This is a genomic window from Mycolicibacterium arseniciresistens, assembly GCF_030519285.1.
GTDB lineage: Bacteria > Actinomycetota > Actinomycetes > Mycobacteriales > Mycobacteriaceae > Mycobacterium > Mycobacterium arseniciresistens.
Window position 1 is genome coordinate 1 of record NZ_JAUMSQ010000115.1, and the last position, 13052, is coordinate 13052.

14 protein-coding genes are annotated in these 13052 nt (G+C 71.3%); 5 read left to right on the forward strand and 9 right to left on the reverse strand.

The features are described from left to right. The coding region (locus Q2100_RS16010) for a DUF3418 domain-containing protein (RefSeq protein WP_302914880.1) at positions 1-700 on the forward strand (700 nt) is incomplete at its 5' end. Between the two features lie 7 nt (positions 701-707). On the opposite strand, the gene Q2100_RS16015 is transcribed toward Q2100_RS16010, so the two are convergent. Together Q2100_RS16015 and Q2100_RS16020 are read right to left on the reverse strand one after the other, a co-directional pair. After that, the gene (locus Q2100_RS16015; protein ID WP_302914881.1) at positions 708-1919 is read right to left on the reverse strand and encodes an MFS transporter; all 1212 of its coding nucleotides are present in this window, start codon (positions 1917-1919) and stop codon (positions 708-710) included. A 72-nt stretch (positions 1920-1991) separates the two neighbouring features. Then, the gene (locus Q2100_RS16020) at positions 1992-2870 is read right to left on the reverse strand and encodes a LysR family transcriptional regulator (RefSeq protein ID WP_264010642.1); all 879 of its coding nucleotides are present in this window, start codon (positions 2868-2870) and stop codon (positions 1992-1994) included. Between the two features lie 257 nt (positions 2871-3127). Here Q2100_RS16020 and Q2100_RS16025 point away from each other — a divergent pair, with 257 nt between their 5' ends. Beyond that, positions 3128-3514, forward strand: coding sequence for an STAS domain-containing protein (locus tag Q2100_RS16025; protein ID WP_264010643.1), 387 nt, complete (start codon positions 3128-3130; stop codon positions 3512-3514). A 10-nt stretch (positions 3515-3524) separates the two neighbouring features. Here Q2100_RS16025 and upp read toward each other — a convergent pair whose 3' ends face one another. From upp to Q2100_RS16040, 3 genes are read right to left on the reverse strand one after another with little or no spacing between them, the layout of a single operon-like run. Beyond that, positions 3525-4154: a uracil phosphoribosyltransferase gene (gene upp / locus Q2100_RS16030; protein WP_264010644.1), complete on the reverse strand. Its 630-nt coding sequence runs from the start codon at positions 4152-4154 to the stop codon at positions 3525-3527. Between the two features lies 1 nt (position 4155). After that, positions 4156-5385: a URC4/urg3 family protein gene (locus Q2100_RS16035; protein ID WP_302914882.1), complete on the reverse strand. Its 1230-nt coding sequence runs from the start codon at positions 5383-5385 to the stop codon at positions 4156-4158. Next, complete coding sequence (locus Q2100_RS16040) at positions 5382-6662, reverse strand: GTP cyclohydrolase II (RefSeq protein WP_302914883.1); 1281 nt, start codon at positions 6660-6662, stop codon at positions 5382-5384. The genes Q2100_RS16035 and Q2100_RS16040 overlap by 4 nt, the downstream gene beginning before the upstream one ends. 88 nt (positions 6663-6750) lie before the next feature. Between Q2100_RS16040 and Q2100_RS16045 the strand changes: the two genes are divergently transcribed. Further along, positions 6751-7872 (forward strand): NAD(P)/FAD-dependent oxidoreductase, encoded by a 1122-nt coding sequence (locus tag Q2100_RS16045; protein ID WP_302914884.1) that lies wholly within the window; start codon positions 6751-6753, stop codon positions 7870-7872. Between the two features lie 73 nt (positions 7873-7945). Here the strand turns inward: Q2100_RS16045 and Q2100_RS16050 are convergent, their stop codons facing one another. Both Q2100_RS16050 and lipE read right to left on the reverse strand, forming a co-directional pair. Further along, a complete protein-coding gene (locus Q2100_RS16050; protein ID WP_264014969.1) occupies positions 7946-8347 on the reverse strand; it encodes a heme-binding protein in 402 nt (133 codons plus the stop codon). A 251-nt stretch (positions 8348-8598) separates the two neighbouring features. Beyond that, positions 8599-9870 carry a lipase LipE gene (gene lipE, locus Q2100_RS16055; protein WP_302914885.1) on the reverse strand — a complete coding sequence of 424 codons (1272 nt, stop codon included), beginning with the start codon at positions 9868-9870 and terminating at the stop codon, positions 8599-8601. 213 nt (positions 9871-10083) lie between these two features. On the opposite strand from lipE, the gene Q2100_RS16060 reads away from it, so the two are divergent. Beyond that, the gene (locus Q2100_RS16060; RefSeq protein ID WP_302914886.1) at positions 10084-11049 is read left to right on the forward strand and encodes a DUF8129 domain-containing protein; all 966 of its coding nucleotides are present in this window, start codon (positions 10084-10086) and stop codon (positions 11047-11049) included. A gap of 61 nt (positions 11050-11110) precedes the next feature. On the opposite strand, the gene Q2100_RS16065 is transcribed toward Q2100_RS16060, so the two are convergent. Then, positions 11111-11725, reverse strand: coding sequence for a TIGR03086 family metal-binding protein (locus Q2100_RS16065; RefSeq protein ID WP_302914887.1), 615 nt, complete (start codon positions 11723-11725; stop codon positions 11111-11113). 51 nt (positions 11726-11776) lie between these two features. Between Q2100_RS16065 and Q2100_RS16070 the strand changes: the two genes are divergently transcribed. Beyond that, the gene (locus Q2100_RS16070) at positions 11777-12202 is read left to right on the forward strand and encodes a MarR family winged helix-turn-helix transcriptional regulator (RefSeq protein WP_302914888.1); all 426 of its coding nucleotides are present in this window, start codon (positions 11777-11779) and stop codon (positions 12200-12202) included. A gap of 1 nt (position 12203) precedes the next feature. Here the strand turns inward: Q2100_RS16070 and Q2100_RS16075 are convergent, their stop codons facing one another. Continuing rightward, positions 12204-13025 carry a mycofactocin-coupled SDR family oxidoreductase gene (locus Q2100_RS16075; protein WP_302914889.1) on the reverse strand — a complete coding sequence of 274 codons (822 nt, stop codon included), beginning with the start codon at positions 13023-13025 and terminating at the stop codon, positions 12204-12206. Positions 13026-13052 lie beyond the last annotated feature (27 nt).

A 13052-nucleotide genomic window follows, 5' to 3' on the forward strand; every position in this document is an offset into this window, starting at 1 on the left:
CGCGATGACACCCGGCGTGCGCCGGCTGCTGAGGCTCTCGGCGCCGTCACCGGCCAAGGCCGTGGAACGCGCTCTGGACACCCGCACCCGGCTGGTGCTCGGCGCCAATCCCGACGGCTCACTGCAGGCGCTGATCGAGGACTGTGCCGATGCCGCCGTCGCCGCGCTGGCGCCCGTCCCGGTGTGGACGCGGGCCGAGTTCGCCGCGCTGCGCGACCGGGTGGCCGGCGCGCTGGTGCCGACCACGCTCGACATCGTCGGCCGCGTGCAGAAGGTGCTGGCCGCGGCGCACGACGTGGAACTGGCACTGCCGCAGACACCGTCGGCGGCGCAGGCGGACTCGATAGCCGACATCCGCGACCAGCTGGCCGGCCTGCTGCCGCGCGGCTTCGTCGCCGCCACCGGCGCCGCCCACCTGAGCGACCTGACCCGCTACCTGACGGCCATCGGCAGGCGACTCGAGCGGCTGCCGCACGCGCTGAACGCCGACCGCGAGCGGATGGCCAGGGTGCACGCGGTGCAGCAGGCCTACGACGAGGTGCTGCGCGCGCTGGCCCCCGGCCGGGCGGCGGGCACCGATGTCCGCGACGTTGCGCGGCAGATCCAGGAGTTGCGGGTCAGCCTGTGGGCACAGCAGCTCGGCACTCCCCGCCCCGTCAGCGAGCAGCGGATCCACCGGGCGATCGACGCCCTCATCTGAGCACGACTCATCTGAGCACGACGGCGGCGGCCACGGCCGCCACGGCGGTGAGCGCGAGGATCATCGTCGCGACCCCGGTCCAGCCGAAGCCGTCGAGCATGACCCCGCCCAGCCACCCGAACACGCTCGAACCGGCGTAGTACGCCAGGTTGTACAGCGACGCGGCCTGCGCCCGGCCGACGGTGGCCGCCCTTGCGGCCCACCCCGAGGCGATCGCGTGCACGCCGAAGAAGCCCGCGGTCGCGACGACCAGGCCGGCCAGCACCACGACCACGTGGGTGGCCAACGTCGCGGCCACACCCGCCGCCATCACCGCGGCCGCCGCAAGCAGCACCGGCTTGCGCCCGAATCGTGATGCGGCCGCTCCGGATCGGGCCGACGACCAGGTGCCGGCCAGGTAGGCCACGAACACCAGGCTGATCACCGTGTGCGGAAGACCGAACGGCGGCGCGGACAGCCGGAAGCCGAGGAAGTTGTAGAGCGCGACGAAGCCGCCGGTGAGCACGAACGCGACGGCGAACAGTGTGAGCTGTTGCGGCGAGCGCAGATTGACGGCCAGCCGGCGCAGCAGGCTGCATCCGCGGCCGGCTGCCTGCCCGACCATGAAGCCGCGCTGCGCCGGGATCAGCGCGATGAACGCCACGGCCGCGACGGCGCAGAGCACCGACACCGAGAAGATCCCGAGCCGCCACGTCGTGGCGTCGGCGACAGGCCCGGCCAGCAGGCGGCCGGTGAGCCCGCCGATGGTGGTGCCGGCCACGTAGGTGCCCGCGGCGCGGGCGGCGTCGCGCGGGTCGATCTCCTCGGTGAGGTAGGTGAGCGCGACGACGGGCACCGCACCCACCATCAGACCCTCCAGGAAGCGTCCGGTCAGCAGCAGCGGCATCGTCGGTGCGAACGGCGTCACCAGTCCGAGCAGCGTCGCGGCGACCACCGCGCCCGACATCGCCCTGACCCGGCCGATCCGGTCGGAGACCAGTGACCAGGGGATGACGCCGGCCGCGAGGCCGATGGTGGCGACGGAGATCAGCAGCGCGGCCCGCGACGCCGTGACGCCCAGTTCGGCGGAGACCTGCGGCAGCACCGCCTGCGGCGCGTAGAGCTGGGCGAAGGAGGCCAGGCCCGCGCAGAACAGCGCCGCAAGAGCGCGGCGGTAGGCCCGGGTGCCGCGCGCGTGTCCATTCCGGTCGAGATCGAGCGCTTCGACGGTGGCGGTCACCCGGGAAACGCTAGGAACGGCGGATCAATGTGTCCAATGCATGCAACGAAGCACGGTGATACGCCACACGCATCATTCGACGGCAGCGCCGAGGAACGCGGCGAACCGGCGCGCCGCAGGAGACATCGGCCGCGCCGCGTGCCACGCGAGGCCCACTGACCGCCGGGCGTGCGGGTTCGTCAGCGGGATGTACGCGGCGGCCGGTTCGCCTCGGGGCGGCGCCGGCATGGGCACCACGGCCACCCCGAGGCCCGCGGCCACCAGTCCCTCCACCGTGGGCACCTCGATCGCCTCGAACACCACCCGGGGACTGACGCCGTCGGCCGCCCACAGCTGGTCGGTCAGCGCGCGCAGCGCGAACTGTTCGCCCAGCGCGACGATCGGTTCGCCTGCCGCCTCGGCCAGCCGGATCCTGCGCCGCCCGGCGAACCGGTGATCGCGCGGGACGACGAGGCACAGCCGCTCGACATGGAGCTGATGCCAGCCGAATTCGCCGTTCTCCGGTCGTGGTGCGGTGATCGCCAGGTCGACCTGACCGCCGCCCAGGTACTCGGCGATGTCGTAGGCCGCGGCCTGGCGCAGGAGCATCCGCACCCGCGGCGCCTCGGTGCGGAACCGGCCGAGCAGATCGGGGACGAACCAGCTCGCCAGCGAGTGCAGGAACGCCAGCCGCACGGTGCCGCCCTCGGGGTCACGCAGGGCCGCGATCCGATCGGTGGCCGAGGTGATCTCGGCGATGCTGCGCTGCGCGTGTTCGAGCATGATCTCGCCGTAGACGTTGAGGCGCAGCCGCCGGTTCACCCGGTCGAACAGCTGGGTGCCGACCCGCTCCTCCAGGCGGGCCAGGGCCCGCGACAGCGTGGGCTGGGTGATGCGCAGCTCGGCGGCCGCATCGGTCATGTGCTGGGTCTGCGCCAGGACCACGAACCAGTGCAGCTCGTCGAGGTTCACAAATCAGACGATACGACGCCCGAACGACGATCGTGGCTGGTAGGAGGGCTCATCGCCGGATATTGACGCCCCCCTGGCTTGTGGATGCCGATTGCCGTAGCGTGGGGTGCAGCGGTCACCCGGCCCTCGCGGCCGACGACCTGTGGAACTCCCACGAATGACCTTGCAACGGGTTGGGACGTAGCCCTCTGCAGTACCGGGCGTCGAGACGACGCCATCAAGGCGCTGAATGCGCCGGGAAGTCCGAGGAATCCCTCATGGACGGACACATCTCTATCTCGAGCACCATCACAACGCTTCCAGGAATCGAACTCACCGAGGCCCAGTTGGGCTCCGCGATCGTCATCAACGTCGGCGGGTGTGTCGACATGCGCACCGCCACAGAGCTGACCACCGCCATCGAGATGGCCTGCAGCAAGAAGCCGGCGGGCGGGGTGATCGTCGATCTCACCGGCGTCCGCTTCCTGGCCGCCGCAGGCATCAACTCGCTGCTGGCCGCCCGCTGGGGCTCCGCCGCCGCCGCGTTCGGAGTGGTCGCCGCCGGACCGGTCACCAGCCGGCCCATCACGGTGCTCGGCCTCAACGACGACCTGGCGCTCTTCTCCACCGTCGACGACGCGCTGATGGGCCTCACCGCCGCCTGAGTCCGCGCGGCTACTTGGTGCCGAACATGCGATCGCCGGCGTCGCCGAGACCGGGAACGATGTACCCGTGCTCGTCGAGCCGGCGATCGATCGCCGCCGTGTAGATCGGCACATCGGGGTGGGCGTCCTGCAGCGCCTCGATCCCCTCGGGGCAGGTGAGCAGGCAGACGAACTTGATCGAGCGCGGCGAGCACTCCTTGAGCCGCTCCACCGCGGCCACCGCCGAGTGGCCGGTGGCCAGCATCGGATCGACCACCACCACGTCGCGCTCGTCGAGGTCGCCCGGCATCTTGAAGTAATACTCGATGGCGACAAGCGTTTTCGGATCCCGGTACAGGCCGATGTGGCCGACCCGCGCCGCAGGCACGACGGTCAGCATGCCGTCCAGGATGCCGGTGCCCGCACGCAGGATCGACACGAAGACGAGCTTCTTCCCGTCGATCACCCGGCTGGTCATCGTCTCCAGCGGCGTCTCGATCTCGATGTCGTGCATCGGCATGTCCCGGAGCACCTCGTAGGCCATCAGTGCCGAGATCTCCTGCAGCAGACGGCGGAAGCTGTTCGTGGACGCCTCCTTCCGGCGCATCAGTGTCAGCTTGTGCTGCACCAGCGGGTGCTCGACGAGATGAACCCCGGCCATGTCAGAACACCGTCCCATCGCTGCTGACCGTCAATGGTGGCAGCCCCCCGCGCAGTCGGCCCGCGAGCGCCCTGCCGGTCGCCCAGGTGCCGCCCTCGAGGATGCACGCCAGCGGGAGATCCTGCGCGCCCACGCCGAGTTCGGAGCGCACCAGCGGCGCCAGGTCGTCGAGCAGTGCCACGGTCAGCGCACGCCATTCGACGACCAGTTCGTCGCCGGGCCGCCAGGTCTGTGTGGTCCACGCCGCGTCGCGCAGATGCAGGACTCCTGTGTCGAGCAGCAGGCCGCCGTTGCGGTACTCGGGAAGCCCGGTCAACGCGTCGACGTCGTCGGCCCGCACCCCCGCCCACTCGAACGGTTCGAGCAGCGAATAGGTCAGCCACTGTGACAGCTTGTGGAAGGGCACCCAACCCGCGGTCAGGCCCGGCCCGGGGACCGCGTCGTGGCGCCAGCAGTCGCCGAGCCGCTCGGCTCCGATCGCGTTGTCCGCGGGCCAGATCGGCGCCATGGTGGTCAACAGTTGCGCCAGCAGCGCCGGGGCCGAGAGCCGTCCGTCGGCCGCGGCGAGCGCGTCGAAGAGCCCGCCGGGACGGCCCTGCCGACCGAACACGTCCGGCCGGGCCGCCAGCGCCGCACCGAGCCGGCGCAGCAGTGCCGCGCGGCCGTCGAGGCCGAGCAGCGGATTGTCCGGCCCGGCCTGGAACGCGCCGGCCAGCGCGTCGGTCGTCAGTGCGCGCAGTGCCGCCGCGTCGACCCGGTACGGATCGCCGGGGTCGGAGGAGAACAGCCCGGCCTCGAACGCGTGCAGGCCGGCGACGGCCAGTCCCTCGGAGCGGGTGAACGTCCGGCCGTCCTCGTGGAACTCCCAGTCGGGCCCGGCCCCGGCGTCCAGCAGGACGCTCACCACCGTGAGGTCGATCATGGTGCGGGCGCGCGCGGCCGGGTCCGTGGCGGGGAGGCGGGACTCGAGGCGCTGCCTGCGGTCGACGCCGCCGGCCTCGAAGTGCCGCCAGCGGCTGTGGTAGGGGATCCGCAAGTCCGGGAAGCGTTTCCGTGTCACGGCGGCCACCTCGGCCGCGGCGTGCGGCAGGGCGTCGTCACGCACCGCGAACCACGGCGACCCGCCGGAACGGGCCCGGTCGAGCAGATGGCGCGCCCGCTCCCGGATGACGGCGGGTGAGCGCAGCGCCGTGGCGGCGTTGGTGTCGGGTGTGGTGGCGACGGTGCTCACGCCTCGAGGCCCCGGCCCTTGGCCTTCGCGAGTTCCTCGGCGTCGGGGACGGGTCCCGGCGTGAAGTAGCCGGCGGCCGTCTTCGCGTCGATCTCCACCCGTGCGTCGGCGGGGATCAGCTCCTCGGGGATGTTCACCCGCTCACCGACCTCGATCCCGGATCCGGTGATCGCGTCGTACTTCATGTTGCTCATCGACACCAGGCGGTGGATCTTGGTGATGCCCAGCCAGTGCAGGACGTCGGGCATCAGTTCCTGGAACCGCATGTCCTGCACGCCCGCAACGCATTCGGTGCGGGCGAAGTACTGGTCAGCCGTGTCGCCGCCGACCTGGCGCTTGCGGGCGTTGTACACCAGGAACTTGGTCACCTCGCCGAGTGCGCGGCCCTCCTTGCGGGAGTAGGCGACCAGGCCGACGCCGCCGTGCTGGGCGCCGCGGACGCACTCCTCGATGGCGTGCGTCAGGTAGGGGCGGCAGGTGCAGATGTCGGAGCCGAACACGTCGGAGCCGTTGCACTCGTCGTGCACCCGCGCGGTCAACTCGACGGCCGGGTCGGCGAGGTCACCGGGGTCGCCGAAGATGTAGAGCGTCTGCCCGCCGATCGGCGGCAGGAAGACCTCGAGGTCGGAGCGGGTGACGAGTTCGGGATACATGCCGCCGGTCTCCTCGAACAGCACGCGGCGCAGATCCGTTTCGCTGCAACTGAAGCGCTGCGCCACCCCGGGCAGGTGCCACACCGGTTCGATCGCCGCCTTGGTGACGAGTGCGGCGCCGTTGGCGAGCAGCACGCGCCCATCTGGTTCCAGCCGGCCCCTGGCGATGGCGTCGGCGACCTCGGGCAGCACGACGTGTGCCTTGGTGACGGCGATGGTGGGGCGGATGTCGTAGCCGGCGGCCAGTTCGGCGGCGAACACCTCGCCGACGGTGGCGCCCCACGGGTCGAGGCTGACGATCCGCGCGGGATCGCCCCACTGCGGGTGCGGGCCGATGCGGTCGGTGGGTGAGGTGTCGGTGAGGTCGGCGCGGTGATCGCGCGACAGCGCTCCCGCGGCGACGGCCAGTGCGCGGTACACGCTGTAGGACCCGCTGTGCGTGCCGATCACGTTGCGGTGCCCGCGGCTGATGGTGGTGCCGACCACCGGGCCGCGCTCCGCCGGGGTCGCCGCCCCCCAGTGCAGCGGTGGGGCCCCGAGTCCGCCGCTGTGGGAGGTCAGCCGGATGTGCCCGGCGGGCCTCGGCGCGGCAGGCGGCGGCGCTGCTGTGGCATCAGCGGGCATGTGCGCTCCTCGGCCGGTGGGGAAGCCGCCAGCTTAGTGACGGCCGGCGGATGCGGCCACCCGTGCGCCACCACCTAGCCTGGCAGGCGTGAGTCACAAGCGCGTCGTCGTCGCGGGCCTCGGTGACACCGGAGTGCTCACGGCCATCAAGCTGGCGCGCCGGGCCGACGTGGTGGGCATCTCGGCCAAACCCGGTCTGCTCAGCGGGCAGGAACTGGGCACCCGGCTCAGCCGGCCACATGACTGGGCGCGCGACTACTGGATCCCGTTCGACCGGCTGCGCGGCCTGGACCGGGTGCGCACGGTGCACGGCGAGATCACCGGCGTCGACCTCGACGGGCGCACGGTCGCCGTGCGCGGTGCGGACGGCGGGGTGCACGAGGAGCCCTACGACGCGCTGGTCATCTCGACGGGGGTGACCAACGGGTTCTGGCGGCAGTCCACGGTGCAGGACGCGAGCGCGGTCGGGGCGGATCTGCGGGCGGCTCACGACCGGCTGGCCGGCGCAGGCACCGTGATGGTGATCGGTGGGGGAGCGGCCGCCGTCAGCACCGCCGCGAACGTGGCGGCCACGTGGCCGGCCAAAAGGGTCGGCCTGTACTTCCCCGGCGAGCGGGCGCTTCCTCATCACCACGACGGCGTGTGGCGGCGGATCCGGCGGCGGCTCGAGGAGTTCGGTGTCGCGCTGCACCCTGGCCACCGTGCGCTGGTGCCCGACGGCTTCGCATGCGATCAGATCACCAGCGGACCGGTGCACTGGCGCAGCGGCCAGCCCGCCGCCTCGGCCGACGCGGTGCTGTGGGCGATCGGGCGGGTGCGGCCGAACACCGCATGGCTGCCCGGGGAGCTGCTCGACGAGCAGGGGTTCGTCCGCGTGACGCCGACGCTGCGGGTGCCGCACCGGCCGGGGGTGTTCGCGGTCGGGGACGTCGCGGCGACCGACCCGCTGCGCTCGTCTGCGCGCAACCGCGCGGACAAGCTGTTGGCGCACAACGTCATCGCGGAGTTCGAGGGCCGCTCACCGAAGGAGTACCGGGCGCCGAAGCGACGCTGGGGTTCGGTGCTGGGCGTGCAGGCCGACGGGCTGCAGGTGTTCGCGCCCGGCGGGCAGGCCTTCCGGTTCCCGGCCTGGTCGGTGGATCGGATACTGCTGCCGCTCATCGTGCGACGCGGGATCTACGGCGGGGTGCGCGACAACAACCCGCTCTGAGTGGGCAACGGGCAGAAAGAAACCCGCCGCCGCAGCGGGGCTGCGGCGGCGGGCCGTTGTGTCACTGCTGGATTCAGCCGGCCATGAACTGGTCGTAGGCCGACTGCAGATCCGGCGACAGCACTGCCACGTTGCAGGTGCGCTGCGTTTCGCCGATCGGCGCGAGGATGTCGCGCAGTTCGTAGTACTCCTGCGAGTTCGCGGTGAAGTACCCACGCAGGTTGGCCTCGGCCGCCGGGCTCGGTTGGCTGAGCGCCGACGTGACCGCCTGGTTGGCGCCCGGGTGGGCGGCCAGGTAGTTGCGCGCCTCGCCGGTGACCGAGCTGACCGTGTTGGCCACCTGGTCGGCGTTGCACTGTGCGGGCGCCGCGACGGCGCTCGGCGCTGCGATGGTCGCTGCCGCCAGGCCCCCGAACAGGATGCCTGCGCTCGCGCCGGCAATTCTCCGGCGCATGGTGTTACCACTCGAATTCATGATCGTCCTTCGTATTGCGAATGATTCCGTGCGAATCCCCCGCCCCCGCAAACCAAGGTAGCCGAATGTCCGGGACACCAAACCCGAGCCGCGGGCCTGCGGAAACGATGTCGCGGAGCGTTACATGATCACGGCGTGACATGCGCCTCAATAACAGCGGAATTCGATAAGCGCACCCGCAGATTGCGCCGCATTCCTCAGAATCTCCGCCCGGCTCTTAAATGATCGTGATGTGCGGAGTGATCGAATTGTTACCTTCGGCCTGCGCCGCCGCGCGGGATCTCCTCGGCGATGCGGTCCATCAGTGCGGTGTAGCGGTTCGCCTCCTTGTGCTGCCCGGGCTTACCGCTGCTGACCAGTCCGGCGGCGAGTCCGCGCTCCGGGTCGGCCCACACCGCGACGTTGGTCAGGCCGAGGTTGCCGAACGCCGAAGGGGCGTTGCGGCCGAACGGGCCGAAGCGCTTCGACCCGAGCATGTAACCGGTGCCCCAGCGCAGCGGCATCAGCCCCACCGCGACGTCGGGGCGCAGCCGCCGGCACGGCCGGGTGGCCGCGTAGAGCGTCTCCGGTGCCGTCACCCGCACACCGTCGAGTTCGCCGCCGCGACGCAGCAGCTCGGCGAACCGGGACAGCTCGTCGGCGGTGGAGACCGTATTGGACGACGGCAGCACGCTGGTCAGGTACTGCGAGCTGTTCGAGAACGGGATGATCTTGTGCAGCGGCCCGCCGGTGGCCAGCTGGAAGACCTTCTGCATCGGCGCGGGCAGCGGAACACCCGTCGCGTGGCTCGGCGCGACTTTCGGGACGTCCTGCGGCGCTACCCCGTAGTTGGTCCAGCGGAAGCCCAGCGGTTCGAGGATGTCGGTGGCCAGGATGTCGCGGATGTTCCGTCCGGCGGCCGCGCCGACGATCTCCCGGATCAACGGGCCCCACGTGAGCCCGTGGTAGATGTGCACCAGCCCGGGGCGGTGCAGCGGCCGCAGGCTGCCGAGCATCTCACGGGTGTACTCGCTGTCGTCCATGCGCTTGAGGTCGACGCGCGGGCCGGTGTAGATGGGCACGCCTGCGCTGTGGGTCATGACGTGCCGGATCGTGGTGCGTTCCTTGCCGTGGCCGGTGTACTCGGGCAGGTGGTCGCACACCAGGTCGTCGAGGGACAGCACACCGCGCTCGACGAGCATGTGCACCACCGTCGTGGTGACGAACTTCGCGGTGGAGTAGACGCAGAACGGCGTGTCGGGGGTGACGGGCACCTGCTCGGCTCCGGGCGGGTCGCCGGGAGCGTTGCCCCAGCCGTGGCCGATGGCCCGGTTCAGCACGATCCTGCCGTTGTGACGCAGGCAGAGCTGTATCGCGGGGTGCATCCCGGCGGCGTACCAGTACCGGACCGCGGCCCAGATCCGCTCGATCGCCGCCGGGTCGACGCCGGAGTGGTCCTCGGCGCCGACGGCGGTCACGGCGTCGAGATCGGCCGGGACGCGGATCCGGCCGTCGGCGGGTGCTTCGAGCTGCGATTCGGCCACCTCGACAGGCTAACCACACCTCTCCGGCGGATGAATTCGTCGCTCGGATACAACAGCTTTCGACCTCTGACAAGCGTCGACGCGGATGTCAGCGAGATAGTGACATATGCAACACCGCGGTTGGTTTTAACGCTCCCGCAACACCGGGTAGCCCTATGACCAGGTGCAAACCGGCGCCGACAGAACACCGTCAACGCCAAAGGGGCTAACCATATGACTACCGCAGAGACCACCACCTTGCTCGCGCAGTTGCGCACGCTGCTCGACCTCACGTCCACCGAGATCCAGGTGGCCGAGACCCGCGTGGCGCAGGCCCGTACCGAGGCCGTCCGCAAGGAACTCACTCAGAACGCATCGAACGGCCGCGACCGCGCCGAGGCCATCGAGCAGGCCATCCGCGACCTCGGGGGCTTCCCCGACGTCATCGGCCCGTTCCTGGGTCGTGCCGCGGCCGCCGTCAAGGCACTCACGGAGCAGGCGCAGCCATTCGACGAGGCGCTGCTGGGCGACCTGGCGCTCGAGCACCAGCTGCTCGACCGGGCCCGCTACACCAAGGCGCTGGCCGTCGCGGCCCGCAACAAGGACGTCGAGAGCCTGGCCACCCGGCTGATCACCGCACATGCGGCGACCGTCGACTGGCTCACCACCGTGCTGGCCGAGGACGCGCTGGGCGGACCGGCCGCGCTGCGCCGCACGCCGATCCAGGCGTTCACCGGCGCGACCGTCAAGCTGGTCAACGTGCCGGTGACCTGGACCACCCGCGGTATCGACCGTGCGCTTGACTCCGTGCGTTCGGTGCCGCCGGCGCTGAACGAACTGCGCAACCGGGGCGTGAACGCCGGTGAGATCGCCGCGAAGACGATCAGCGCCTCACGCGACGCCGCGCTGAACGCCGCTGAGCGGGTCACCCGCCAGGAAGGCGCCGACGACGCGGCCGATGCGCTGCACAACGCCCGGTCGGCCACCGGCGTGCTGGACGCGTCCGAACTGCCGATCGCGGACTACGAGGACCTCAACGTCAGCCAGGCCGTGGCCGCGGTGAAGGACCTCGAGGACGCCGCCGACATCCGGGCGGTCATCCACTACGAGGAGGCCCACAAGAACCGGTCGAGCGTCGTGTCCGCCGCGCAGACGCGCGTCGCCGACATCGCCAAGGAGATCGTGGGCATCAACAGCTAGGTCTCACACGAGAGGCAGAACCCCGGCGGCCACGGTCGCCGGGGTTTTCTCGTGCCTGGGGTCACGCCGGCCAGCGCGGTGACCGGCCGAGGTGGGCGACCAACAGGTCGAGGTCGGTGGCGCCGTCGCCGGCTTGCACCGCCCGACCGAACGGCGCTCCGGCGGCGGCGCGCGTCTCGTCGTCGGGGACGATCCGCGCGACGGACAACGCCGCGGCCGCCACATCGTCGTCGAGTGCGAACGGCCTGCCGAGGCTGCGTGCCACGTCCCAGCCGTGCACCGCGTAGTCGACGAAGTGCATGGCGATCGCCACCGACCCGGGGAACACCGCGTCCGGCCCGAATTCGGGCAGGGCGAACGATGCTTCGGGCACGCCGTCGGCGCTGAACGCGGCGAGCAGGTCCTCGGCCGCTGCGGTGTAGCTGCCCACCGGGTCGGCGGTGACGGCGGCGGTGGCGCGGTCGGGATCCCACACCTGCAGTTCCGTCGCGCCACCGCGCGCCGACGCGGCGAAACCGTGGTGCTGGACCGTCATGTGGGCGAGCAGCCGGCGCAGCGTCCAGTCGCCGCACGGGGTGGGCAGATCGAGATGGTCGGGGGTGACCGCGGCGACGGCGTCGACGGAGGCGAGCACGGCGCGGCGGTGCAGGGGACGGAGATCGGTATCGGTAAGCATGTGTAGATCGTATGCCCATGCGTACGATATGGCAATGCCTATACTCGCGCGGTGGCGGGACGGTCGAAGCGGCGCGACCTGGCGGCGATGCTGGCGCCGCTGGTACGCGACACCATCGCGGCCGAACGTCCGGTGCTCGAGGCGCACGGCCTGTCCATGTGGGGCTACAGCGTGCTGGTCGCCCTCGACGAGTCCCCGATACGCACGCAGGCGGCCCTCGCCGAGGCCATCGGCGCGGACAAGACCCGGATCATCGCGACCCTCGACGAACTCCAGGCGCAGGGCTACATCGAACGCCATCCCGACCCGGCCGACCGGCGGGCGCGACTGCTCGCGATCACCGGGCCCGGCCGCGCCGTCAAAGACGCTGCGCAACAAGAGATCCAGCAGGGCGAGGAACGCCTGCTCGGCGAACTGACCGACACCGACCGCCGCGTCTTCCTCCGGGTCCTCGACCGGTTGTCGCGCCGCCCGTGAATCAGCGCGTCAGGAAACCCGCGTCCAGCTTCCACTCGGTGCCGGTGATGAACGCCGCCGCGTCGGACACCAGCCAGGCCACCGCGCCGGCCACGTCGGCCGGTTGCAGCAGCGGGATGGGCAGCGCGTTCTGCTGACTCAGCAGCCACGGGTCGGCCGACTCGAAGAGCGCCATCGTGGTCTCGTTGAGGATCATGTCGGTGGCCACGCCACTGGGGTGAATGGTGTTGACGCGGATCGACTCCGGCGCGAGCTGACTCGCCCAACCCTGCATCAGCGCGACCAGGGCGCGCTTCGACGCCGAGTAGGCCTGCAGGCCGGGCCGGTCGGTGCCGGACGCCTTGATGCCCGCCGTCGAGGAGGCCAGCACCACCGAGCCGCCGCGGCCACCGGCGAGCAGCGCGGGGATGGCCGCCTCGACGGTGTTCCACACCCCCACCAGGTTGACGTCGACGACGTCGCGGAAGATCCGCTCACGGTCCTCGCCGGAGGTCAGCCGGATGATGCCGGCGTTCGCGATGACGATGTCGAGGCGGCCGAACAGGGCGACGCCCTCGTCGACCACCGCGCGCACGGCGGCGCCGTCCCGAACATCGGCCTGCCGGGCCAGGATCCGCCTGCCGAGCGCCTCCACCTCGCCGGCAGTCGCCGCGAGATCGTCCGGTGTCGAACCTGGATAGTCGGTCGAGTCGAAGTCCGCGCAGACGTCGAGCGCGATGACGTCTGCGCCCGCCGCCGCGAGCCGGACCGCGTACGCCCGGCCCAGGCCGCGCGCCGCCCCGGTGACCAGCGCCACCCGGCCGTCGAGCGTCTGCTCAGACATGGTTGTCCGGGCTGGGGAAGTTCACGT

Bases quoted from the DNA above. Each gene is read 5' to 3' on its own strand.
- Q2100_RS16025 (WP_264010643.1), top strand. From the start codon at position 3,128: ATGGACGGACACATCTCTATCTCGAGCACCATCACAACGCTTCCAGGA.
- upp (WP_264010644.1), bottom strand. From the start codon at position 4,154: ATGGCCGGGGTTCATCTCGTCGAGCACCCGCTGGTGCAGCACAAGCTG.
- Q2100_RS16040 (WP_302914883.1), bottom strand. From the start codon at position 6,662: ATGCCCGCTGATGCCACAGCAGCGCCGCCGCCTGCCGCGCCGAGGCCC.
- Q2100_RS16050 (WP_264014969.1), bottom strand. From the start codon at position 8,347: ATGAATTCGAGTGGTAACACCATGCGCCGGAGAATTGCCGGCGCGAGC.
- Q2100_RS16060 (WP_302914886.1), top strand. From the start codon at position 10,084: ATGACTACCGCAGAGACCACCACCTTGCTCGCGCAGTTGCGCACGCTG.
- Q2100_RS16065 (WP_302914887.1), bottom strand. From the start codon at position 11,725: ATGCTTACCGATACCGATCTCCGTCCCCTGCACCGCCGCGCCGTGCTC.
- Q2100_RS16075 (WP_302914889.1), bottom strand. From the start codon at position 13,025: ATGTCTGAGCAGACGCTCGACGGCCGGGTGGCGCTGGTCACCGGGGCG.